This is a genomic window from Kitasatospora sp. GAS204B, assembly GCF_029892155.1.
Lineage (GTDB): Bacteria > Actinomycetota > Actinomycetes > Streptomycetales > Streptomycetaceae > Kitasatospora.
In genome coordinates this window covers 226336-248288 of record NZ_JARZAG010000001.1, presented here as the reverse complement: position 1 = coordinate 248288, position 21953 = coordinate 226336, and the positions used below count along the sequence as shown (strand labels likewise).

The 21953-nt window shown below is 71.3% G+C and carries 18 protein-coding genes; 3 read left to right on the top strand and 15 right to left on the bottom strand.

Features of this window, described 5'->3' with window-relative positions; translation table 11 throughout:
• The first annotated feature begins 88 nt into the window (after positions 1 to 88).
• From ileS to P3T41_RS01155, 3 genes are all read left to right on the top strand, one after another.
• Entirely contained in the window at positions 89 to 3217 is a 3129-nt protein-coding gene (gene ileS, locus P3T41_RS01165) for an isoleucine--tRNA ligase (RefSeq protein WP_280687009.1), read from the top strand.
• Between the two features lie 91 nt (positions 3218 to 3308).
• Positions 3309 to 3599, top strand: a complete 291-nt coding sequence (locus P3T41_RS01160; RefSeq protein WP_280687008.1) for a hypothetical protein — start codon at positions 3309 to 3311, stop codon at positions 3597 to 3599.
• Positions 3596 to 4006 (top strand): hypothetical protein, encoded by a 411-nt coding sequence (locus P3T41_RS01155; protein ID WP_280687007.1) that lies wholly within the window; start codon positions 3596 to 3598, stop codon positions 4004 to 4006. The genes P3T41_RS01160 and P3T41_RS01155 overlap by 4 nt, the downstream gene beginning before the upstream one ends.
• A 125-nt stretch (positions 4007 to 4131) precedes the next feature.
• Here the strand turns inward: P3T41_RS01155 and P3T41_RS01150 are convergent, their stop codons facing one another.
• The 15 genes from P3T41_RS01150 to rsmH form a co-directional block, all read right to left on the bottom strand.
• Positions 4132 to 5484, bottom strand: a complete 1353-nt coding sequence (locus P3T41_RS01150) for a DivIVA domain-containing protein (RefSeq protein ID WP_280687006.1) — start codon at positions 5482 to 5484, stop codon at positions 4132 to 4134.
• A 52-nt stretch (positions 5485 to 5536) separates the two neighbouring features.
• Complete coding sequence (locus P3T41_RS01145) at positions 5537 to 5824, bottom strand: YggT family protein (RefSeq protein ID WP_266301002.1); 288 nt, start codon at positions 5822 to 5824, stop codon at positions 5537 to 5539.
• 130 nt (positions 5825 to 5954) lie between these two features.
• Complete coding sequence (gene sepF / locus P3T41_RS01140; protein WP_280687313.1) at positions 5955 to 6560, bottom strand: cell division protein SepF; 606 nt, start codon at positions 6558 to 6560, stop codon at positions 5955 to 5957.
• A gap of 273 nt (positions 6561 to 6833) precedes the next feature.
• Positions 6834 to 7592 (bottom strand): YggS family pyridoxal phosphate-dependent enzyme, encoded by a 759-nt coding sequence (locus tag P3T41_RS01135; RefSeq protein ID WP_280687005.1) that lies wholly within the window; start codon positions 7590 to 7592, stop codon positions 6834 to 6836.
• Positions 7593 to 7686: 94 nt separating this feature from the next.
• Positions 7687 to 8886, bottom strand: a complete 1200-nt coding sequence (ftsZ, locus tag P3T41_RS01130; RefSeq protein ID WP_280687004.1) for a cell division protein FtsZ — start codon at positions 8884 to 8886, stop codon at positions 7687 to 7689.
• A 405-nt stretch (positions 8887 to 9291) separates the two neighbouring features.
• Positions 9292 to 10071: an FtsQ-type POTRA domain-containing protein gene (locus tag P3T41_RS01125; RefSeq protein ID WP_280687003.1), complete on the bottom strand. Its 780-nt coding sequence runs from the start codon at positions 10069 to 10071 to the stop codon at positions 9292 to 9294.
• Entirely contained in the window at positions 10064 to 11170 is a 1107-nt protein-coding gene (gene murG / locus P3T41_RS01120) for an undecaprenyldiphospho-muramoylpentapeptide beta-N-acetylglucosaminyltransferase (RefSeq protein ID WP_280687002.1), read from the bottom strand. The genes P3T41_RS01125 and murG overlap by 8 nt, the downstream gene beginning before the upstream one ends.
• Before the next feature lie 6 nt (positions 11171 to 11176).
• A complete protein-coding gene (gene ftsW / locus P3T41_RS01115) occupies positions 11177 to 12442 on the bottom strand; it encodes a putative lipid II flippase FtsW (protein ID WP_280687312.1) in 1266 nt (421 codons plus the stop codon).
• A 130-nt stretch (positions 12443 to 12572) separates the two neighbouring features.
• Positions 12573 to 14030 (bottom strand): UDP-N-acetylmuramoyl-L-alanine--D-glutamate ligase, encoded by a 1458-nt coding sequence (murD, locus tag P3T41_RS01110; RefSeq protein WP_280687001.1) that lies wholly within the window; start codon positions 14028 to 14030, stop codon positions 12573 to 12575.
• Complete coding sequence (gene mraY, locus P3T41_RS01105) at positions 14027 to 15088, bottom strand: phospho-N-acetylmuramoyl-pentapeptide-transferase (protein WP_280687000.1); 1062 nt, start codon at positions 15086 to 15088, stop codon at positions 14027 to 14029. Before mraY ends, murD begins: the two co-directional genes overlap by 4 nt.
• Complete coding sequence (gene murF, locus P3T41_RS01100) at positions 15085 to 16488, bottom strand: UDP-N-acetylmuramoyl-tripeptide--D-alanyl-D-alanine ligase (protein ID WP_280686999.1); 1404 nt, start codon at positions 16486 to 16488, stop codon at positions 15085 to 15087. Before murF ends, mraY begins: the two co-directional genes overlap by 4 nt.
• Positions 16485 to 18050 (bottom strand): UDP-N-acetylmuramoyl-L-alanyl-D-glutamate--2,6-diaminopimelate ligase, encoded by a 1566-nt coding sequence (locus P3T41_RS01095; RefSeq protein WP_280686998.1) that lies wholly within the window; start codon positions 18048 to 18050, stop codon positions 16485 to 16487. The genes murF and P3T41_RS01095 overlap by 4 nt, the downstream gene beginning before the upstream one ends.
• 117 nt (positions 18051 to 18167) lie before the next feature.
• Positions 18168 to 20267 carry a penicillin-binding protein 2 gene (locus P3T41_RS01090; protein ID WP_280686997.1) on the bottom strand — a complete coding sequence of 700 codons (2100 nt, stop codon included), beginning with the start codon at positions 20265 to 20267 and terminating at the stop codon, positions 18168 to 18170.
• A complete protein-coding gene (locus P3T41_RS01085) occupies positions 20264 to 20926 on the bottom strand; it encodes a septum formation initiator family protein (RefSeq protein WP_280686996.1) in 663 nt (220 codons plus the stop codon). Before P3T41_RS01085 ends, P3T41_RS01090 begins: the two co-directional genes overlap by 4 nt.
• A gap of 31 nt (positions 20927 to 20957) precedes the next feature.
• On the bottom strand, positions 20958 to 21932 hold the full coding sequence (gene rsmH / locus P3T41_RS01080) for a 16S rRNA (cytosine(1402)-N(4))-methyltransferase RsmH (protein ID WP_280686995.1): 975 nt from the start codon (positions 21930 to 21932) through the stop codon (positions 20958 to 20960).
• Positions 21933 to 21953 lie beyond the last annotated feature (21 nt).

Below are 21953 nucleotides of genomic sequence, written 5' to 3'. Positions count from 1 at the left end.
GCGGCGGCCAAGGAGGGTGGTACCGCGGGACGCCTGGCCGTCTCGTCCCTCCGTCGGAATGCCCGTCCACGCATCCGCCGGAGGCGCAGTGAGCACGTACAACCCCGTCCCCGCCCAGGTCGACCTGCCCGTCCTCGAGCACGGAATCCTGAGCTTCTGGCGTGACCAGAAGATCTTCGCCAGGAGCCTGGAGCAGTCCGAGGGTCGCCCCGAGTGGGTGTTCTACGAGGGTCCGCCGACCGCCAACGGCATGCCGGGCGCCCACCACATCGAGGCCCGGGTCTTCAAGGACGTCTTCCCGCGCTACCGGACCATGAAGGGCTACCACGTGGCCCGCAAGGCCGGCTGGGACTGCCACGGCCTGCCGGTCGAGCTGGCCGTGGAGAAGGAGCTGGGCTTCTCCGGCAAGCCGGAGATCGAGGCGTTCGGGATCGCCGAGTTCAACGCCAAGTGCCGCGAGTCGGTGACCCGGCACACCAGCGAGTTCACCAAGCTCACCGAGCGGATGGGCTACTGGGTCGACCTCGACGAGGCGTACCGGACCATGGACCCGTCCTACATCCAGTCGGTCTGGTGGTCGCTCAAGCAGATCTTCGACAAGGGCCTGCTGGTCCAGGACCACCGGGTGGCGCCGTGGTGCCCGCGCTGCGGCACCGGCCTGTCCGACCACGAGCTGGCCCAGGGCTACGAGACCGTGGTCGACCCCTCGGTCTTCGTCCGCTTCCCGCTGACCAGCGGCCCGCTGGCCGGCCAGGCCGCGCTGCTGGTCTGGACGACCACCCCGTGGACCCTGGTCTCCAACACCGCCGCCGCGGTGCACCCCGAGGTCACCTACGTGGTGGCCACCGACGGCAACGAGCAGCTGGTGGTCGCCGAGCCGCTGGTCGGCAAGGCGCTCGGCGAGGGCTGGGAGGTGACCGGCCGGTCGTTCACCGGCGCCGAGATGGAGCGCTGGGCCTACCGCCGCCCGTTCGACCTGGTGGAGATCCCGGACGCGCACTACGTCCTGAACGCCGAGTACGTCACCACCGAGGACGGCACCGGCATCGTGCACCAGTCGCCCGCCTTCGGCGCCGACGACCTCGCCACCTGCCGCAAGTACGGCCTGCCGGTGGTCAACCCGGTCGAGGCCGACGGCACCTTCGCGGCCGATGTGCCGCTGGTCGGCGGCGTCTTCTTCAAGAAGGCCGACGAGACCCTGGTGGCCGACCTCCAGGCGCGCGGCCTGCTCTTCCGCCACCTGCCGTACGAGCACAGCTACCCGCACTGCTGGCGCTGCCACACCGCGCTGCTCTACTACGCGCAGCCGTCCTGGTACATCCGGACCACCGCCGTCAAGGACGCGATGATCCGCGAGAACGAGGCGACCAACTGGTACCCGGAGACGGTCAAGCACGGCCGCTTCGGCGACTGGCTGAACAACAACATCGACTGGGCGCTCTCCCGCAACCGCTACTGGGGCACCCCGCTGCCGATCTGGCGCTGCGAGGAGGGCCACCTGACCTGCGTCGGCTCGCTGGCCGAGCTGAGCGAGCTGACCGGCGCCGACCAGAGCGAGCTGGACCCGCACCGCCCCTACATCGACGACGTCACCTTCGCCTGCCGCACCTGCTCCGGCACCGCGGTCCGGGTGCCCGAGGTGATCGACGCCTGGTACGACTCGGGCTCGATGCCGTTCGCGCAGTACGGCTACCCGTACCAGAACAAGGAGTTGTTCGAGAGCCGCTACCCGGCCCAGTTCATCTCCGAGGCGATCGACCAGACCCGCGGCTGGTTCTACACGCTGATGGCTGTCGGCACCCTGGTCTTCGACAAGTCGTCCTACGAGAACGTCGTCTGCCTGGGCCACATCCTGGCCGAGGACGGCCGCAAGATGTCCAAGCACCTGGGCAACATCCTGCAGCCGATCCCGCTGATGGACCAGCACGGCGCGGACGCGGTGCGCTGGTTCATGGCCGCCGGCGGCTCGCCGTGGTCGGCCCGCCGGGTCGGGCACGGCACCATCCAGGAGGTGGTGCGCAAGACCCTGCTCACCTACTGGAACACCGTCGCCTTCCAGGCCCTGTACGCGCGCACGGCCGGCTGGGCGCCGAGCGCCTCGGACCCGCGCCCCGCCGACCGGCCGCAGCTGGACCGCTGGGTGCTCTCCGAGCTGAACACCCTGGTCCGCGAGACGGATGCCGCGCTGGAGGCCTACGACACCCAGCGGGCCGGCAAGCTGCTCTCCGGCTTCGTCGACGACCTCTCCAACTGGTACGTGCGGCGCGGGCGTCGCCGGTTCTGGCAGGGCGACGCCGCCGCGCTCGCCACCCTGCACGAGGCGCTGGAGACGGTCACCCGGCTGATGGCGCCGCTGACCCCGTTCATCACCGAGCGGGTCTGGCAGGACCTGGTGGTGCCGGTCGACCCGCACGGCCCGGCCTCGGTGCACCTGGCCTCCTGGCCGGTGACCGACGAGTCGCTGATCGACGGTGCGCTGTCCCGGCACATGGCGCTGGTGCGTCGCCTGGTCGAACTGGGCCGCGCCACCCGCGCCGAGTCCGGGGTGAAGACCCGTCAGCCGCTGTCCCGCGCGCTGATCGCGGCCCAGGGCTGGGAGGAGTTGCCCGCCGACCTGCGCGCGCAGATCGCCGAGGAGCTGAACGTCGCCACCCTGGAGTCGCTGGCGGCCGTCGGTGGCTCACTGGTGGACACCACCGCCAAGGCCAACTTCCGCGCGCTGGGCAAGCGCTTCGGCAAGGGCGTGCAGGAGGTGGCGAAGGCGGTCGCCGCCGCGGACGCCGCCGTGCTGGCCGCCGAGCTGCGGGCCGCCGGCACCACCTCGGTGGTCATGGGCGAGGAGACGGTCAGCCTCTCACCGGACGAGGTGATCATCACCGAAACCCCGCGCGAGGGCTGGGCGGTGGCCAACGAGTCCGGCGCCACGGTCGCGCTCGACCTGGCGATCACCCCGGAGCTCAAGCGGCTGGGCGCCGCCCGCGACGCGATCCGCCAGATCCAGGAAGCCCGGAAGAACTCCGGCCTGGACGTCTCGGACCGGATCGTGCTGCGCTGGCAGTCCACCGACACCGAGACGGCGGCGGCGATCACCGAGCACACCACCCTGGTCGCCGACGAGGTCCTGGCCACCGACTTCGCCGCCGGCGAAGCCGACTGGGCCTCGGAGAGCTTCACCGACGAAGGCGCGGGTCTGACCTTCCAGCTGCGCAAGGCGTAGCGAATCGGACAGGAGCGCGACTGCCACTCGTTGGAGTGGCAGTCGCGCTTCTCCCTTGGAGCAGAATCACACACGGTGTTACGTTTTCTGCATGGCCAAGACCCGCTTCTCGATCTCGATGGACGACCACGTCGCCGAGCAGATCAAGAGAACCGCCGCCCAGCTCGGTGAGGACGTCTCCTCCTTCATGACGTCCGCCGCGATGGAGGTCGTGCGGAGGAAGAACCGTGAGAAGGAGATCTTCGCGGAGATCGACGCGGCGATCGCTGCGATGGAGGCAGCGCAACCCGAGCCGATCCCGGTCGATCCTGAGCTGGAGTTGGAGGTCCACGAGCAGCTGAACTCGTTCTTTGCTCCGGAGAGCCACCGGGACGTCGCATGACCGAGGCCGTCGTCTACGACACGGGGATGCTCATCGGCCTCGCCAACCGCAGCTCCGCTGTCGCCAGCTTCCACAGTGGCGTGCTCCGCTCCCACACTCCCATCGTGCCCGGCCCCGTCGTGGCACAGGTCTGGCGGCGCGGCGCCGCGACCGAGTTCACGCTGGGGATGTACCTGAAGGACTGCGAGGTGGTCACCGACTACGACCTCGACCAGTACAAGCGCGTCGGCGTGATACTGGGCCAAGCCGCACTGCCACCCAAGAAGCGTCCCGATGTGCTCGACGCTCTTGTCGTCATGACCGCTGCCCGCTACGGAAGCGCCGCGATCCTGACCTCTGATCCCGAAGACCTCAAGGCCTACGCGGCGACGCTCCCGAAGAGCCGGCTCCTGATCCGGGGCATCTGACCACACGCATGAGGGTGCCCCCACCGCGGCACGGTGGGGGCACCCTCATGCGTGTGGAACACCGGGACGCGCACACCAGGCTCAGCGCAGGAGCCCGGGGCACGCGCCTCGGTGTGACGGAGACCTTAGTTGTCGCCGTCCTCGTCGATCAGGAAGCCGCGCATCGGCGCCGGGGCCTGCTGCATCGGCTGCATGGGCTGCGGCGGCTGCGGGCGGACCGCGGCCATCGGCTGGGTCATCCCGGCCGGGGCCATCTGCGGCGCGCCGTTGCCCGAGGGCTGACCGCCGAAGGACGGGGCGTTGCCGCCGCCGAACGACTGGTTGCCACCGAAGGACTGGTTCCCGCCGAAGGACGGCTGACCGCCGAAGGACGGGGCGCCGGTGGAGGCCATCGACGACGCGGCCGGCGGCAGCGAGGCGGTGGCGGGGATCCGCGGCGGGGCGAGCGAGTCGTCGGCCTGCGACTCCAACTGGCGCAGCTGGGTCTCCAGGTAGGACTTCAGGCGGGTGCGGTACTCGCGCTCGAAGGCACGCAGGTCCTCGACCTTGCGCTCCAGCGTGGCGCGCGCCGACTCGAGCGAGCCCATCGCGACGCGGTGCTTCTCCTGCGCGTCCCGCTCCAGCGCGTCGGCCTTGGCACGGGCGTCGCGCTCCAGACCCTCGGCGCGGCTGCGGGCCTCGCCGACGATCTTGTTGGCCTCGGAACGGGCCTCGGAGATCGCCTGGTCAGCGGTCTGCTGAGCGAGCGCGAGCACGCGGGCCGCGCTGTCGCCGCCGGGGCCCTGCTGCTGCATCGGAGCGCCGAGCGGGCCGCCCATCTGCTGGCCGAGCGGGCCACCCATCGGGGCGAGCTGCTGCTGGCCGCCCATGGTGCCCATCTGCTGCGGCATGCCCTGCTGGCCCATCTGCTGCTGGCCCATCTGCTGCTGGCCCATCTGCTGCTGCATCTGGCCGCCCATCGGCTGCAGCATCTGACCACCCATCGGCTGCACCAGCTGCTGCTGGCCGCCCATGGTGCCCATCTGCTGCTGCGGCATGCCCTGCTGCTGCATCTGCTGCATGGGCTGCATCTGCTGCTGGCCGGGAATCTGGCCCTGCATCGGCGCGCCCTGGCCGGGCGGCAGCTGCGGAGCGCCGGACGGCAGACCCAGCGGCTGGCCGCCCATCTGCTGCTGCGGCTGCTGCTGGCCCGGGCCCTGCTGGCCGGGGACCGGCGGGCCGGATATGGCCGCCGGCACGGGGCCACCGGGACGCGGCGCGTCCTGCGGCTGCTCCTTGCGCATGTTCGCCTGGTTCTGCGCGGCGGCCCGGGTCGCGGCGGCCAGCTTGGCCCGCAGGTCCTCGTTCTCGCGGTGCAGCCGGGTGAGTTCGGCTTCGACCTCGTCGAGGAAGGCGTCGACCTCGTCCTCGTCATAGCCTTCGCGCAGGCGGACGGTCGTGAACTGCTTGTTCCGAACGTCCTCGGGGGTCAACGGCATCTCTTCACCTCAACGTGATCGTCGGCACACTGGCATCCCGCCGCATCGCTCATCACGGCAGCTGCTGCACGAGCCAGATCAGGAAATACACAATGATCAGCAGTACGAAGAAGGACAGGTCGAGCGCCACGCCCCCGAGACGCAACGGCGGGATGAACCGCCGAAGAAGCTTCAGTGGCGGATCCGTGACAGTGTACGTGGCCTCCAGGACCACCACCATGGCCTTGCCGGGTCGCCACGAGCGGGCGAACTGGAAGACCCAGTCCATGACCAGGCGGAACAACAGAATCACCAGGAAGACGGTCAGTGCGTAGTAGAGCACTGCCCCCACGATCCCCATCGGGTATCCCTCTCCCAGCTTCTTCCGGCTCTGCCTGCTCTTGAACTGCTCTTACTGTTCTGCGACTACTGTTCTGCGACTGCTGGGTCACTCACTGTCCATCAGGTCCACACATGACGTCGTGGCCGGGTCAGCTCTGGTTGAAGAACCCACCCTCGGCGATCCGAGCCTTGTCCTCCGCCGTGACATCGACGTTAGCAGGAGACAGCAGGAACACCTTCTGCGTCACGCGCTCGATACTGCCGTGCAGACCGAAGACGAGTCCAGCCGCGAAGTCTACGAGCCGCTTCGCGTCCGTGTCGTCCATCTCGGTCAGATTCATGATCACCGGGGTCCCGCCACGGAACTGTTCCCCGATGGTACGGGCCTCGTTGTAGGTCCGCGGGTGCAGCGTGGTGATGCGGTACGGCTCCCGCTCGTTCACGACCTTGGGCATGATCACCGGCGCACTCTTCTCCAGGTTCTGACGGCGTTCGGATGTGATGGACGACACGGGGGCCATCCGCGGCGGGTCCTGCCGGATCGGCACCGCGGCCGGCACCGGCTGGGGTGCGATCGAGGCGACCTGTGCCGTCGGGGCGGCTGCGGCGGGCCGGGGAATGTCCTCGGTCCGCCCGGTCCGGATCGGCTCGGGGTCCGTGTCGTAGTCGTCGTCCGGGTCGTAACCCTGGCCGTCGTACGTCTCGTCCTCCACGAGGCCGAGGTAGACCGCCATCTTGCGCATTGCGCCGGCCATGCTCCTGTCCTCCGCTCTGTGGTGGATCGGCTTCGTCACCGGCCGGGCCCGCGAAACCCGCTCCCGTCGAGTACGGTGGGCTTCCGGACCCGCGGTCCGCTCACATCCCGTCAGATCTCGGCTACTCTGTGCCGATGGTCCGTCAGTTCATGAGCGTGGCCGCGGACATACGATCCACGATTTGGGTTGCCAAGCATTTCAGTTTGGCGACCGCAGGACGAATCGGTGCATTGTCCTGATTTGTCCTGCAGTCTGATCTACTACCCGGTGACGTTACCCGAGCCGCGACCGCGCACCGAGCACCGCCGTACCGACGCGTACATGTGTCGCTCCGGCCGCGATCGCCTGCTCCAGGTCATTGCTCATTCCCGCCGAGACCATCGTGGCAGCAGGATGGGCCGCGCGTACGCCGGTTGCGATTTCCGCCAAGCGCTCGAACGCGGCCGCCGGGTCGCCGGCCAGCGGGCCGGAGAGCGGAGCCACCGTCATCACCCCGTCCAGGCGCAGGCCCGGCGTCCCGGCGATCTTGTCGGCCAGCGCGAGCACCTGCTCCGGAGCCACCCCGGCCCGGCCCTGCGCTCCCTCGCCGCGCTGCTCGGCGTCGAGCGCCACCTGCACCAGGCAGCCGAGCGGCGGCCGTTCGGCCTTCGACACCGCGTCAGCCAGCGCTGTGACCAGCCGCTCCCGGTCGACCGAGTGAACATGGTGTGCGTAGCGCACCACCGAGCGCACCTTGTTGGTCTGCAACTGTCCGACGAAGTGCCAGGTCAGCGGCAGGTCGGCGCACTGCGCGGCCTTGGGGGCGGCGTCCTGGTCGCGGTTCTCGGCCACTTCGCGCACGCCGAGCGAGGCCAGCAGCCGGGTGTCCGAAGCCGGGTAGGTCTTGGTCACCACGATCAGCGTCACCGCCGAGCGCGGCCGGCCGGCCGCCGCACAGGCGGCCTCGATCCGGTGCTCGACGGCCGCCAGGCCGGCCCGGAGCTCGGCGAGGCGATCGGCTGCCGGAAGCCCGGTGAACTGCTGGTTCGTCATATTCACTGCCTATCACACACGACGATGCCCACTCCGGCCTCATCGGCCGGAGTGGGCATCGAGCCCCGCAGAATATTCTGGAAATTCCTACAAATTACTTAAGGAAATCCGGGACGTCCAACTCCTCGGCCTGGCTGTCCACATACGGCAGTCGGGACGGCTGCACCTGGGGCGGCACCGGCGCAGCGTGCGCGGTGTCGGCCTTGGCCGCGGCCGACGCCGTGCTGCCGCCGTCCTCGGAACGACCCGTCACCGAGCCCATCTGACCGTAGGGCCGGGTGGTCGGACGCTCGGTGGGCGCCGCCGGGGTCGCCTTGACCACCGGGTCGCGCACGATGGCCGGCGGCTGGCCGCCGTCGAAGCCGGCCGCGATCACGGTGACCCGGACCTCGTCGCCGAGCGCGTCGTCGATCACCGCACCGAAGATGATGTTCGCCTCGGGGTGCGCGGCCTCGCTGACCAGCTGGGCCGACTCGTTGATCTCGAAGAGGCCGAGGTCGGAGCCGCCGGAGATGGAGAGCAGCACGCCGCGCGCACCGTCGATCGAGGCCTCGAGCAGCGGGGAGGAGATGGCCATCACGGCCGCCGCCTTGGCCCGGTCCTCGCCGCGGGCCGAGCCGATCCCCATCAGCGCCGAACCGGCGTCCGACATGACCGACTTCACGTCGGCGAAGTCGAGGTTGATCAGGCCCGGGGTGGTGATCAGGTCGGTGATGCCCTGGACACCGGAGAGCAGCACCTGGTCGGCCGAGCGGAACGCGTCCAGCACGCTGACCTGGCGGTCGGAGATGGAGAGCAGCCGGTCGTTCGGGATCACGATGAGGGTGTCGACCTCCTCGCGCAGCCCGGCGATGCCATCCTCGGCCTGGTTGGCCCGGCGGCGGCCCTCGAAGGTGAACGGGCGGGTGACCACGCCGATCGTCAGCGCGCCGAGCGAGCGGGCGATGTTGGCGACCACCGGCGCGCCGCCGGTGCCGGTGCCGCCGCCCTCGCCGGCCGTGACGAAGACCATGTCGGCCCCCTTGAGGACCTCCTCGATCTCCTCGCGGTGGTCCTCGGCGGCCTTGCGGCCGACCTCGGGGTTGGCGCCGGCGCCGAGGCCCCGGGTCAGCTCGCGGCCCACGTCGAGCTTGACGTCGGCGTCGCTCATCAGGAGGGCCTGGGCATCGGTGTTGATCGCGATGAACTCGACGCCCTTCAGACCGACCTCGATCATCCGGTTGATGGCGTTGACACCGCCGCCGCCGATACCGACGACCTTGATGACTGCGAGGTAGTTCTGCGGTGCTGCCACGTCGAAGGCCTCTCGCCTCGGATGTCCGGGTCGGCTTCGAACCAAGATGCCGACGGATGTCGATGGGTGGGGAGCCCGGTTTCTGACTGATTGTCCGAAATTGAGACCGCCGACCCGAACCCTAAACTTGACGTTGAGAGTTCATGCTGTGCCCGTGCCACATCGTGAAGATGCCTCAGATCACTGTGGAGCACAGCCTGGTGACACAGGACACTAAGTGCCGAGCGGGTCCGTGTTCAACGAACACGCCGAGCTTCCCTTTTTTCTTTTGAGCCTATGTGATCACCGTCCGGCGTTGGGCACCGGGGTGGAGCACCCAGGGTCGGGGAATCACCGACGAATCGTCAACAGTGGCGAATCACGCGGTAAAGCCCCCCGGGAGTACAGAACCTACCGGATCCGGACTCAACCGGAGATCGCCGGGGCATCCGGAGCGCTGACGTCGTAGTTCGCCGCCTTCTGCTTCAGCAGTGCGATCAGCACGCTCGCCTTGCGGTCGGTCCGCTCCGGACTCCCCCACCGCACGGTGGTCCCACCGGCCAGTCTCAACTCGATGTCGTCATACGAACGAACCAGCAACGAAGGGGCCAGCTTGGCGACTTCGGCCGGCAGCCCGGCGGCCACCCGGACCGCGCCCTGGACCAGCGCGCTCTGCGGAATGGCCGAAATCGCATCCTGGGCCGGCTGGCTCAGCTGGAGTTCGACCACGGGAACGCCGGGCGGCGGCGTCGGTTCGGTGGCGAAACTCACCCCAGATGCATCCATCTGAGTGAACTTTCCATCATTGCCCTTGACAGCTGCCACCGGCTGACGCTCTATCACCTTCACCCGCAGGGTGTGCGGCCAGCCGCGCCAGACCTCGGCCTTCGCCACCCGGGGAACGGCCTGGACCCGGCGCTGCACCGCGTCCAGGTCGACCCGGGACAACGGCCCGTGCTGCACCGGCCCTATCGCTGCGCGCACCTGGTCGACCGTCAGCTGGTCGTTCTGCAGCCCCTGGATGGCGACGGTGCGGACGTCCAGCACCGAGGAGAAGAAGAACAGCCAGCCCAGCAGGCCGAGCACGGCCGCGCCGAGCCCGCTGAGCACCAGGATCCCGCGGCGCGACAGGCGCAGCGGCGGCCGCTCCTCCTCGTCGTCCTCCGCCGCCTCCTCGACGAGCGCGGCGTCGAGCCGCTCAACCACGTCGGCGACCGCCCCGGGCCGCGTCGATCGCCTCGTACACCATGCCGACCAGCAGGTCGTCGGCGTCCCGGCGGCCGAACTCGCCGGCCGCCCGGCTCATGTCCCAGAGCCGCTGCGGGTCGGTGAGCACCGGCAGCACGTTGCCCAGCACCCAGTCCGGGGTCAGTTCGGCATCGTCCACCAGCAGGCCGCCGCCGGCCTTGACCATCGGCTGGGCGTTCAGCCGCTGCTCGCCGTTGCCGATCGGCAGCGGGACGAAGCAGCCCGGCAGCCCGACCGCGGCCAGCTCGGCCACCGTCATCGCGCCGGCCCGGCAGAGCATCAGGTCGGCGGCCGCGTAGGCCAGGTCCATCCGGTCCAGGTAGGGCACCGCGCGGTAGGGCGGCATCCCCGGGATGTCGTCGATCTGCGGCAGCTCGTTCTTCGGGCCCACCGCGTGCAGCACCTGCACGCCGTACTGCTGCAGGCGCGGGGCGATCGCCTGGACGGTCTCGTTCAGCCGGCGCGCGCCCTGCGAGCCGCCGGAGACCAGCAGGGTGGGCAGCCGCTGGTCGAGGCCGAAGTAGTGCCGGGCCTCGGGGCGCACCGCGTTGCGGTCCAGGGTGGCGATGGTGCGGCGCAACGGGATGCCGATGTAGCGCGAGTCGCGCAGCTTGCTGTCCGGGGTGGAGACGGCGACGAAGTCGCTGTACCGGGCGCCGATCTTGTTGGCCAGGCCCGGGCGGGCGTTGGCCTCGTGCACCACGATCGGCACCCCGGCCCGCTTGGCGGCCAGGTAGGCGGGCATCGCGACGTAGCCGCCGAAGCCGACCACGGCGTCCGCCTTGACCCGCTCGATGATCTCCTGGGCGGCCCGGACGGTGCCGCGCAGCCGGCCCGGCACGGTGATCAGCTCGGGGGTGGGCTTGCGCGGCAGCGGCACGGCCGGGATCAGCTCCAGCTGGTAGCCGCGCTCCGGCACCAGCCGGGTCTCCAGGCCGCGCTCGGTGCCGAGCGCCGTGATGCCGATGCTCGGGTCATGCCTGCGGAGCGCGTCCGCGAGCGCCATGGCCGGCTCGATGTGTCCTGCGGTACCCCCGCCGGCGAGTACGACATGCACCGAAAATCACCGCTCCCTGCGCGGCGGCCGGGCGGCCGGGCGCGCTGTGGTTCGTCGTGGCAGCACCCGGCGCAGACCTGTCCTGAACCGGGACTTCGAGCTCCGGGCGGCAAGTGCCGCCTTCGCCCCCGGGACGCTGCGAGCGAAGCAGAGCAGCATCCCGAGTGCGCACATGGCCGACAGCATGGCGGACCCGCCGTAGGAGAACAGCGGGAGGGGTACGCCCGCGATGGGCAGCAGTCCCAGCGCCGACCCCAGGTTGATCATGGCCTGGGCCATGATCCACGTGGTGGCGGCTCCCGCGGCATACCTGACGAAGGAGTCCTTCGTGCCGATGGCCACTCGGATACCCGCATACCCTAGTGCCGCGAAGAGACCGATCACTGACAGCGTCCCCACCAGACCGAGTTCCTCCCCGGTGGCGGCGAAGATGAAGTCGGTGTGCGCCTCGGGCAGCTGGCCCCATTTCTCGTAGCCGGCGCCCAGTCCGGTCCCGAACAGCCCGCCCAGACCGAAGGCGTAGAGGCCGTGCAGGGCCTGGAAGCAGTCGTGCGCCGCGTCCGGCTTGGTGGTGCCGATGCAGGCCAGCCGGTCCAGCCGGTGCGGCACGGTGATGATCAGCGCGGTGCAGGCGACCACGGCGATGCCCAGGGTGGCCACGAAGAGCCGCAGCGGGGCGCCGACCATCCAGAGCAGCGCGAAGACCATGGCGACCAGGATCATCGAGGTCCCCATGTCGCCGCCGAGCATGATCAGCAGCAGCAGCAGGAGGGCGCCCGGCACCAGCGGCACCAGCAGGTGCTTCCACTGGGTCAGGGTGCCGGCCTTCTGCTTGCGGGCCAGCAGGTCGGCCCCCCAGAGCAGCAGCGCCAGTTTGGCGAACTCCGAGGGCTGGACCTGGAAGAAGCCGAAGTTCAGCCAGTTCCGGTTGCCGTTGACGGTCATCCCGATGCCGGGGATGGCGACCAGCACCATGGCCCCGATCGAGCCGAGCAGCACCGGGTAGGCCAGCACCCGGTGCACGGCCACCGGAACCCTGGCGGCGGCCACCAGCAGCACCGAGCCGAGCAGCACCGCGACCAGCTGCTTGCGGAAGTAGAAGAGCCCCGGCAGGCCCTGGTGGATCGCGGTGATGTTGGAGGAGGAGAAGACCATGATCAGGCCGAGCACCAGCAGCAGCGAGGTCGAGCCGAGGATCAGGTAGTACGGCGTCAGCGGGCGGTTCAGGAACCAGCGCAGCCGCTCGCGCAGCGCGCGCAGCCGTCCGGTCAGGCCCTCGGTCTTGAAGACCGTGCTGGTCGCCGAGATCAGCGCCGGGGAGGGGCCGCGCTCCGGCGGCGCGGCCGTGTCCGCCTTGCCCTGACCCGCCACGCGTGCCTGCCCCTCTCCGATGTGCCCGGTTCTACTGCGTCAGCCCTCGCACCGCCTCGGCGAAGAGGTCGCCCCGCTCGCCGTAACTGGTGAACATGTCCATCGAGGCGCAGGCCGGGGCCAGCAGCACGGTATCGCCCGCCCGGGCGACTTGGGCGGCCACCCGTACCACCTCCGCCATCGCCGTCGCGCCAGTCTGGCCCTCGGCCGGCTCGATCACCTGTACATCCGGGGCGTGTCGCGCCAGCGCCTCGCGGATCAGCCCGCGGTCCTCGCCGATCAGCACCGCGGCGCGCAGCCGGCTCGCAGCGCCCTTGACCAGCTCGTCGAAGGTGGCGCCCTTGGCCAGGCCGCCGGCGATCCACACGATCGGCTGATAGGCCGCCAGCGAGGCGGCCGCGGCGTGGGTGTTGGTCGCCTTGGAGTCGTCGACGTAGCTGACCGAGTCGACCTCGGCGACCAGCGCGATCCGGTGCGCGTCGGGGCGGAAGGCCCGCAGGCCGTCGCGCACCGCCTTGGCGTCCACCCCGTAGGCCCGGGCCAGCGCGGCGGCGGCCAAGGCGTTGGCGATGTTGTGCGGGGCCGGCGGGTTCACGTCGGACACCGCGCCGAGTTCGGCCGCGTTCTTGGCCCGGTCGGGGACGAAGGCACGGTCCACCAGCAGGCCCTCCACCACGCCGAGCTGGGAGAGCCCGGGGGTGCCGAGGCCGAAGCCGATCGCCCGGCAGCCCTCCTCGACGTCGGCCTCGCGGACCAGCTCCTCGGTGGCCGGGTCGGCCAGGTTGTAGACGCAGGCCACCTGGTTGCCCTGGAAGATCCGGCCCTTGTCGGCGGCGTAGGCCGCCATCGAGCCGTGCCAGTCCAGGTGGTCGGGCGCCAGGTTGAGCACGGCCGCCGAGTGCGGGCGCAGCGAGGGCGCCCAGTGCAGCTGGTAGCTGGAGAGCTCGACGGCGAGCACGTCGTACGGGCGCTCGCCGGTGCCGGCAGCGTCGTCGAAACCCGCGAGGACGGCGTCCAGCACCGAGACCCCGACGTTGCCGACGGCGGCGGTGTGCTTGCCGGCCGCGGTGAGGATCGAGGCCAGCATCTGGACCGTGGTGGTCTTGCCGTTGGTGCCGGTGACGGCCAGCCAGGGGGCCGGCTCGCCGGTGCCGGGCAGCGGCTCGCGCAGCTGCCAGGCGAGTTCGACGTCGCCCCAGATCGGCAGCCCGGCCGCCTCGGCGGCGGCGAACAGCGGGCTGCTCGGCGGCCAGCCGGGCGAGGTGACGACCAGCCGGGTCCCCTCGGGAAGCGTGTCACCGTCCCCGAGACGCACCTCAATGCCCGTCAGCTCGGCCGCCCGGTCCCGCAGGACCGGGCTGTCGCCGCCGTCCACCACGGTGACCTCGGCGCCCAGCCGGTGCAGCACCCGGGCGGCGCTGATCCCGGAGACGCCCAGGCCCGCGACCACGACCGGCAGGCCGGGCCAGGCGACGGCGTCGGTGCTCACTGGCTCACCCAGCCCGCGTAGAAGATGCCGAGGCCGACGGCCACGCAGAGGCCCTGGATGATCCAGAAGCGGACCACGATCAGCACTTCGCTCCAGCCCTTGAGCTCGAAGTGGTGCTGCAGCGGCGCCATCTTGAAGACCCGTTTGCCGGTCAGCCGGAACGAGCCGACCTGGATGATCACCGACAGGGTGATGATCACGAAGAGGCCGCCGAGCAGCGGCAGCAGCAGCTCGGTGCGCGAGCAGATCGCCAGACCGGCGAGCGCGCCGCCGAGCGCCAGCGAACCGGTGTCGCCCATGAAGATCTTGGCCGGCGAGGTGTTCCACCACAGGAAGCCGAAGCACGAGCCCATCAGCGCCGAGGCCACCACCGCCAGGTCCAGCGGGTCGCGGACCTCGAAGCAGTTGGCGGTCGCGGTCACGAACCGGTCGCAGGACTGGCCGTACTGCCAGACGCCGATGAAGACGTAGGCGCCGAAGACCATCACCGAGGCGCCGGTGGCCAGGCCGTCCAGACCGTCCGTCAGGTTCACGCCGTTCGACATGCCGGCGATCATGAAGTAGGCCCACATGACGAACAGCACGGGGCCGATCGACCAGCTGAAGTCCTGGATGAAGGACAGGTGGGTGGAGGCCGGGGTCAGCCCGCGCGGGTCGTGGAACTGCAGCGACAGGATCGCGAAGGCCAGGCCCACGAAGGACTGCCCGAGCAGCTTCGCCTTGGCCCGCAGGCCCAGCGAGCGCTGCTTGACCACCTTGATGTAGTCGTCCAGGAAGCCGACCAGGCCCAGGCCCGACATCAGGAAGAGCACCAACAGGCCCGAGGCGCGCGGCTGGTCGCCGGTGATCACCTTGGTCAGTGCGTAGGCGATCAGGGTGGCCAGGATGAACGCGATGCCACCCATGGTCGGCGTACCGCGCTTGCTGTGGTGCGCCTTGGGGCCGTCGTCGCGGATCATCTGGCCGTAGCCGTGCCGGGCCAGCACCCGGATCAGCGCGGGGGTGCCGAAGAGCGACAGCACCAGGCCGATCAGTCCGGAGTAGAGAATCTGCTTCACCGCGTGGCACCGTCCGCCAACAGGGCCTGTGCGACCCGCTCCAGGCCCACCGAGCGACTGGCCTTCACCAACACCACGTCCCCTGGCCGCAGCTGACCGCGCAGCAGCTCGACCGCCGCGTCCGCGTCGGACACCAGCACCGACTCCTCACCCCACGAACCTTCGTTCCTCGCGCCCAGTTCCATGCAGGCCGCTTCGCGTCCGCCCACCGCCACCAGCTTGGTGACGTCCAGTCGAACCACGAGCCGCCCGATGGCGTCGTGCTCGTCGAGGCTCTCCTCGCCGAGCTCCCGCATCTCGCCGAGCACCGCCCAGGTGCGGCGGCGCTCCGGGCCACGGCCACCCATCGTGGCGAGCGCGCGCAGCGCGGCCCGCATGGACTCCGGGTTCGCGTTGTAGGCGTCGTTCACGACGGTGACACCGTCGGCCCGGTCGACGACCTCCATGCGCCAGCGGGACAGCGCACCCGCCTCGCCCAGGGCGGTGGCGGTGTCGTCGACGGACAGTCCGAGCTCCATCGCCACCGCTGCGGCGGCGAGGGCGTTCGAGACGTGGTGCTCACCGTACAGGCGCAGTTGGACGTGCGCGGAACCGGCCAGGGTGGTCAGCGTGAACGATGGACGGCCGGTGGAGTCGAGGCGAACGTCCTGTGCGCGGACATCGGCGCCCGCGCTCTCCCCGAAGGTCACCACCTTGGCCCGGGTGCGTCCGGCCATCGCGCGCACCAGCGGGTCGTCGGCGTTCAGGATCGCGGTGCCGTCCGCGCCCAGCGACTCGACCAGTTCGCCCTTGGCCTCGGCGATGCCCTCCTTGGAGCCGAACTCACCCAGGTGCGCGCTGCCGACGTTGAGCACCAGGCCGATGCCGGGCCGGGCCAGCGAGCAGAGGTAGGCGATGTCGCCCTTGTGCCGGGCACCCATCTCCAGCACCAGGTGGCGGGTGTCCGGCTCGACCCTGGTGGCGGTCATCGGGAAGCCCAGCTCGTTGTTGAGCGAGCCTTCGGTGTAGACGGTCGGGCCCAGCCGGGTCAGCAGCTGCGCGATCAGGTCCTTGGTGCTGGTCTTGCCGACCGAGCCGGTCAGCGCCACCACCGCGGCCTCGGTCCGCTCGGCCACCGCCTGGGCGAGCCGGCCCATCGCGACCTGGACATCGGCGACCAGCACCGCCGGCACGCCGACCGGGCGCTCGGCGAGCACCGCCACCGCGCCGGCCGCCACGGCCCGCTCGGCGTAGTCGTGCCCGTCCACCTGCTCGCCACGGAAGGCCGCGAAGAGGCCGCCGGAGGCCACCTTGCGCGAGTCGATCGCCAGCGGGCCGGTCACCAGCGCCTGCGGGTCGGCGCCGTCGGCCGGCTTCCCGTCGGTCACGGCGGCCACCTCGGCCAGGGTCAGTGCGATCACGGCTGCTCCACTCCTCGGTCGGGATGCCGGCGCGTGATGGCCGCGCGCAGCACTTCCCGGTCGTCGAACGGGCGGACCTCGCCCTTCACGTACTGGCCGAGCTCGTGGCCCTTGCCGGCCACCAGGACGGTGTCGCCGGCGTGTGCGCGGGCCACCGCCGCGGCGATCGCCGCGGCCCGGTCCGGCACCACCAGCACGTCGCCGCGCTCGTCCTCGGGGACCTCGACCGCGCCGCCGAGCATGCTGGCCAGGATCGCCAGGGCGTCCTCCGAGCGCGGGTTGTCGCTGGTCAGCACGGCGGTGTCGGCGAGCCGGGCGGCGCTGGCCCCCATCGGGCCGCGCTTGAACGGATCGCGGTCGCCGCCGCAGCCGACCACCACGTGCAGCCGGCCCTTGGTGACCTCGCGCAGCGACTCCAGGACGGCCCGCAGCGCGTCCGGCTTGTGCGCGTAGTCGACCACCGCGACGAAGTCCTGACCGGCGTCCACCCGCTCCAGCCGCCCGGGCACGCCCGGCACCGCGGCCACCCCCGCCACCGCCTCGGCCAGCGGCAGCCCGGCGGTGACCAGGGCGGTGATCGCGGCCAGCGCGTTGGAGACGTTGAACGGGCCGGGCAGCGGCACCGAGGCGTCCGCCTGGCGGCCGTCGGGGCCCAGCACCCGGAAGGTCGAGCCGATCGGACCCAGCTGCACGTCCAACGCCCGCCAGTCGGCGTCGGCGGCGCCCTTGGCGGAGAAGGTGGTGACCGGGATCGCGGCCTCGGCGGCCAGCCGGCGCCCGTAGGCGTCGTCCAGGTTGACCACTGCGACCCGGCTGCGGCCCACCTCGAACAGCCGTGCCTTGGCCGCGAAGTAGTCCTCCATGTCCGGGTGGAAGTCGAGGTGCTCCGGCGTCAGGTTGTTGAAGACCGCGACGTCGTACTGGACGCCGTCGGCCCGGCCGAAGACCAGCGCGTGGCTGGAGACCTCCATCACCACCGCGTCGGCGCCGCGCTCGCGCATCACCGCGAGGATCGCGTGCAGCTCGGTGGCCTCGGGGGTGGTGCGCTCGCTCTTGATCCGCTCGGTGCCGACCCGCATCTCCACCGTGCCGATCACCCCGGGCGTACGGGCCGCGCCGCGCAGGCCGCCCTCCACCAGGTAGGAGGTGGTGGTCTTGCCGTTGGTGCCGGTGATCCCGATGGTCAGCAGTGCCCGCGACGGGTCGCCGTAGATCCGGGCCGCCAGCGCGCCCATGAAGGCGCGCGGGCTCGGGACCACCAGCAGCGGCACCGCGAGGCCGCCCGCCTGCTCGGCGCCCGCCGGGTCGGTGAGCACCGCCAGGGCCCCCGCGGCGGCGGCCTGGCCGGCGAACGCGGCGCCGTGGTGGTTGGCCCCGGCGAAGGCCACGTAGAGGTCGCCCGGACGGACCGCGCGCGAGTCGTGGGTGATCCCGGTGATCCCGGTCGCCGCGGCGCCCTCGGCCGCCGCGACACCCAGGATCTGGGCGAGCTCGGCGAGCGGGACGGGCGGCACCGCGCTCGGGCGGGGCGGGCTCACGCGGGTTTGGTCTGATTTCGGCACGGCGGGCAGGCTATCGGCCTCGGGGTGGAAGAAGCCAAGCGAGCCTTCCGCCGCCGCCTGGGGCGGGCGGGCCTCGGCACTCCCGGGTGTGACACGGTTCACAGCTGTGGCCATGGTTCAGGGCTTCCAGTCGACGGGCAGGTTGGGCGCCGCGCTGCCGCTCGGCGGCACCTGGAGGGTCTTCAGGGCGAACTCCATCACCTGCTTGAAGACCGGTCCGCACAGGGGGCCGCCGAAGTGGCCGTTGATCGGGTTCTGGATCGTGCAGGAGACCGTGAGCCGGGGCGCGTCGGCCGGCGCGAAGCCGATGAAGGAGGCGGTGTAGCCGTTGTACTTGCCGGTCCTGGGGTCCACTCGGTTGGCCGTGCCGGTCTTGCCGGCCACCCGGTAGCCGGGGATCTGGGCCGTGTTGCCGGTGCCCTGGTCGTCGGTGACCACCGACTCCAGCATCTGCTCCAGGGTCTTGGCCGTCTCCGGCTTGACCACCTGGGTCTGCGCGCCGGGCGCGGCCGGGGTGTACCGGCCGTCCGGTCCGGTGATGCCCGCCACCAGGCTGGGCGCCACCCGCACCCCGCCGTTGGCGATGGTCGAGTACACCGAGGTGGCCTGCAGCGCGTTGACCGAAAGACCCTGGCCGAACGGGATGGTGTACTGCTGGGTGCCCTGCCAGGTCGCCGGGTTGGCCAGGATGCCGCGGGTCTCGCCCGGGAAGTTCAGGCCGCTGGGCTGGCCGATGCCGAACTTCTGCAGGTAGCCGCCGAGGATCCGGTTCGACTGCTGCTGGTCCTTGCCCAGGTGCTCGGCGGCCTCGATGGTGCCGATGTTGGAGGACTTGGCGAGCACCCCGTTCAAGGTCAGGTACCAGGTGTCGTGGTCGACGTCGTCGTGGAAGACCTGGCCGGCACGGGTCAGCGTGCCGGGGACGGTCACGTGGGTGTCCCAGGTGGCGGCGCCGCTGTCCAGCACGGCGGCCATGGTCATCAGCTTGGCGGTGCTGCCCGGCTCGTAGGCGTCCTGCAGGGCCGGGTTGCCCAGCTCGTCCGGGCCGGCGGTGCTCAGGTCGTTGGGGTTGAAGCCGGGCGAGGTGGCCATCGCCAGGATCTGACCGGTCTTCACGTCCTGGACGACCACGTAGCCCTTCTCGGCGCCGGCCGCGGTCACCTGGTCGGTGATGGCCCGCTGGGCGGCCCACTGGATGTCCGGATCGATCGTCAGCCGCACGTCGCTGCCGGGCACCGGGTCCTTCTCGGTGGTGCCGCCGCCGGTCGGGATCGGCTGGCTGCCGGAGACCGCGGAGGTGCGGTGGCCGTCCTGGCCCGCCAGCTGCTTCTGGTACTGCTGCTCCAGGCCGCCGGCCCCGGCGCCCTCGCCGTTCACGAAGCCGACCAGGTTGGCCGCCAGGCCGTCCGCCGGATAGACGCGGTTGGTGGTGTCCTGCGAGAAGACGCCCTCCAGCGGGTTGGCGCAGCTCTCGTCGATGGTGGTCCGGCCGCCCTGGCCCACGGGCTTGGCGGTGAGCGCCTTCTGGGCCCGGCAGGTCTTGGTGTCGACCTTCTTGGTGAGCGCGGTGCGCAGGTCCATGATCTGCTTGCGGATCTGCGGGGTCTGCCGGGGGGCCAGCGTGATGCCCCTGGTCTTGGCGCGCAGCTTGGCCGCCACCTTGTCCCGGGGCATGTTCAGGATCGGGGCCAGCAGGCCGGCGGCCTGATCGGGGCCGTCGGCGATGTGCAGCGCGTCCTGGGTGAACATGGTCGGGTCGGCGGTGATGTCGTAGGCGTCCACGGTGGTGGCCAGGGCCGTGCCGTCGGCGGACGTTATCGCGCCGCGGGTGGCGGGCAGCGCGACGTCGACGTAGCGGTAGGTGCTGGCGTCGGCGGCGAGCGTGCCCGCGTCGAACAGCTGGATCTGCATCAACCGGGCGGCGAAGAGCGAGAAGACCACCGCGAGCGAGATCAGCACCACCCGCAGCCGGCGCTTGGGGTCGGCGAGCTTGAGGCGGCGCGGCTGCGGGCGGCTGCCGGGGCCCGGGCGCCTGGTGGCCGGGCGCTTGGCGGCCGGGCGGCTGCCGGGCGCGGCGGGCCGGCGGGTCGGCGGCTTGGCGGCGGCGGCCTTGCGGGGAGCCGGCTTGCGGGTGCCCTCGCCGGGCCCGCGCTGCTGCGGGGCGGCGGGGCGCGCGCGGCGCTCGCCGGGGTTCTGGGGGCGGCGTGGGGTACTCATCGTGCGCTTCCGCTCGGGCTGCTGCTCGGGGTGGGAGTCGGGCTGGTGCGCTGGCCGGCGCTCGGCGAGGGGCTGACCGGGTCGACCCGCAGCGCCCCCTCGGCAGTGGCCGGATCGGTCGATGGCTGGGCGGCGGACGGGCCGGCGGCGGGCGCGGGCGCGGCCGACGGGCTGGGCGCGGCGCCCGGCTGGGCGACGCCCGGCCACAGGTCGGCGCCCGAGCGCTTGACCGGCGGACTGTCCTTCGCGGCCGACGGGCTGCCCAGCACCTTGCCGTCGGCCAGCAGGAAGGCCGGGTCGCCTCCCGGCACCATGCCGAGCTGACGGGCCCGCTGCTCCAGCGCGTCGGGCGCGGCGGCATGGTCGATCTGCTGTTGCAGGCGCTGCTGCTGGTCCGTCAGCGTGGTGGTCTGGTTCTGCAGTTTCGTCAGCTCGAAGGAGCCCTCGTTCAGCGCGGTGTTCAGCATCAGCAGCCCGAGCAGCCCGAGCGCCAGCAGCAGCACCGTCAGCACCACGAACGGGGTGCGCCCGCGCCCGCCGCTCGATGGGCGCCCGGGGCGCACGGTGATCCGGGCCCGCCCCAGTTGCCCCGGCAGCAGCCTGCCCTCCTGGATGCCCTTCCCGGCCGCCTGCACCATGTTCTCCCGGTCCGCCCTCACGCTCTCGCCCGTTCGTCCCCCCGTACGGCAGCTAGCCCCGGGTTCCCGTACTGCGGATCCTCTCCGCCACCCGCAGCCGGACGGGAGCGGCGCGCCGGTTCTCCTCGATCTCCGCCTCGGTGGCCAGTTCGGCACCTCGGGTGATCAGCTTGAGCCAGGGCTGGTGCTCCTCGGGGATGAACGGCAGCCCGGGCGGCGCGGTGGTGGTGGCACCCGCCGCGAAGTACTGCTTCACCAGGCGGTCCTCCAGTGACTGGTAGGACATCACGGCGATCCGCCCGCCCAGCGCGAGCACCTCCAGCGCGTTCGGGATGGCCCGGTCCAGCACCTCCAGTTCGCCGTTGACCTCGATCCGCAGCGCCTGGAAGGTCCGCTTGGCCGGGTTGCCGCCGGTGCGCCGGGTGGCCGCCGGGATCGCGTTGCGTACCAACTCCACCAGACGCGCGCTGTTGCTGAACGGTTCCTTCTCGCGCTCCCGGAGGATGACCGAGGCGATCTTCCCGGCGAACCGCTCCTCGCCGTAGACCTTGAGGATCCGGGCCAGCTGGCCGTGTGTATAGGTGTTGAGCACCTCGGCCGCGCTCAGCCCGCGGGTCTGGTCCATCCGCATGTCCAGCGGGGCGTCCTGGGCGTAGGCGAAGCCGCGCTCGGCCTCGTCCAGCTGCATCGAGGAGACCCCGAGGTCGAAGAGCAGGCCCTGCACCCGGTCGATGCCGAGGTCGGCCAGCACCTCGGGGATCTCGTCGTAGACCGCGTGCACCAGGGTGGCGCGCTCGCCGAACGGCGCGAGCCGCTCGGCCGAGAGCCGCAGCGCCTGCGGGTCGCGGTCCACCGCGACCAGCCTGACCTCGGGGAACTGGGTGAGCAGCGCCTCGCTGTGGCCGCCGAGACCCAGCGTGGCGTCCACCACCACGGCGCCGGGAGTGCTGATCGCCGGGGCCAGGGCGTCCATGCAGCGTTGCAGCATGACCGGGACGTGCTTGGGTTCCGGTGTGCCAGTGGCCATGCGCGCGGGCGCCTTTCGGTA

Coding starts and splice junctions, on each gene's coding strand:
- P3T41_RS01160 (WP_280687008.1), top strand. CDS start 3,309: ATGGCCAAGACCCGCTTCTCGATCTCGATGGACGACCACGTCGCCGAG.
- P3T41_RS01155 (WP_280687007.1), top strand. CDS start 3,596: ATGACCGAGGCCGTCGTCTACGACACGGGGATGCTCATCGGCCTCGCC.
- P3T41_RS01150 (WP_280687006.1), bottom strand. CDS start 5,484: ATGCCGTTGACCCCCGAGGACGTTCGGAACAAGCAGTTCACGACCGTC.
- P3T41_RS01145 (WP_266301002.1), bottom strand. CDS start 5,824: ATGGGGATCGTGGGGGCAGTGCTCTACTACGCACTGACCGTCTTCCTG.
- sepF (WP_280687313.1), bottom strand. CDS start 6,560: ATGGCCGGCGCAATGCGCAAGATGGCGGTCTACCTCGGCCTCGTGGAG.
- P3T41_RS01135 (WP_280687005.1), bottom strand. CDS start 7,592: ATGACGAACCAGCAGTTCACCGGGCTTCCGGCAGCCGATCGCCTCGCC.
- P3T41_RS01090 (WP_280686997.1), bottom strand. CDS start 20,267: ATGAGTACCCCACGCCGCCCCCAGAACCCCGGCGAGCGCCGCGCGCGC.
- rsmH (WP_280686995.1), bottom strand. CDS start 21,932: ATGGCCACTGGCACACCGGAACCCAAGCACGTCCCGGTCATGCTGCAA.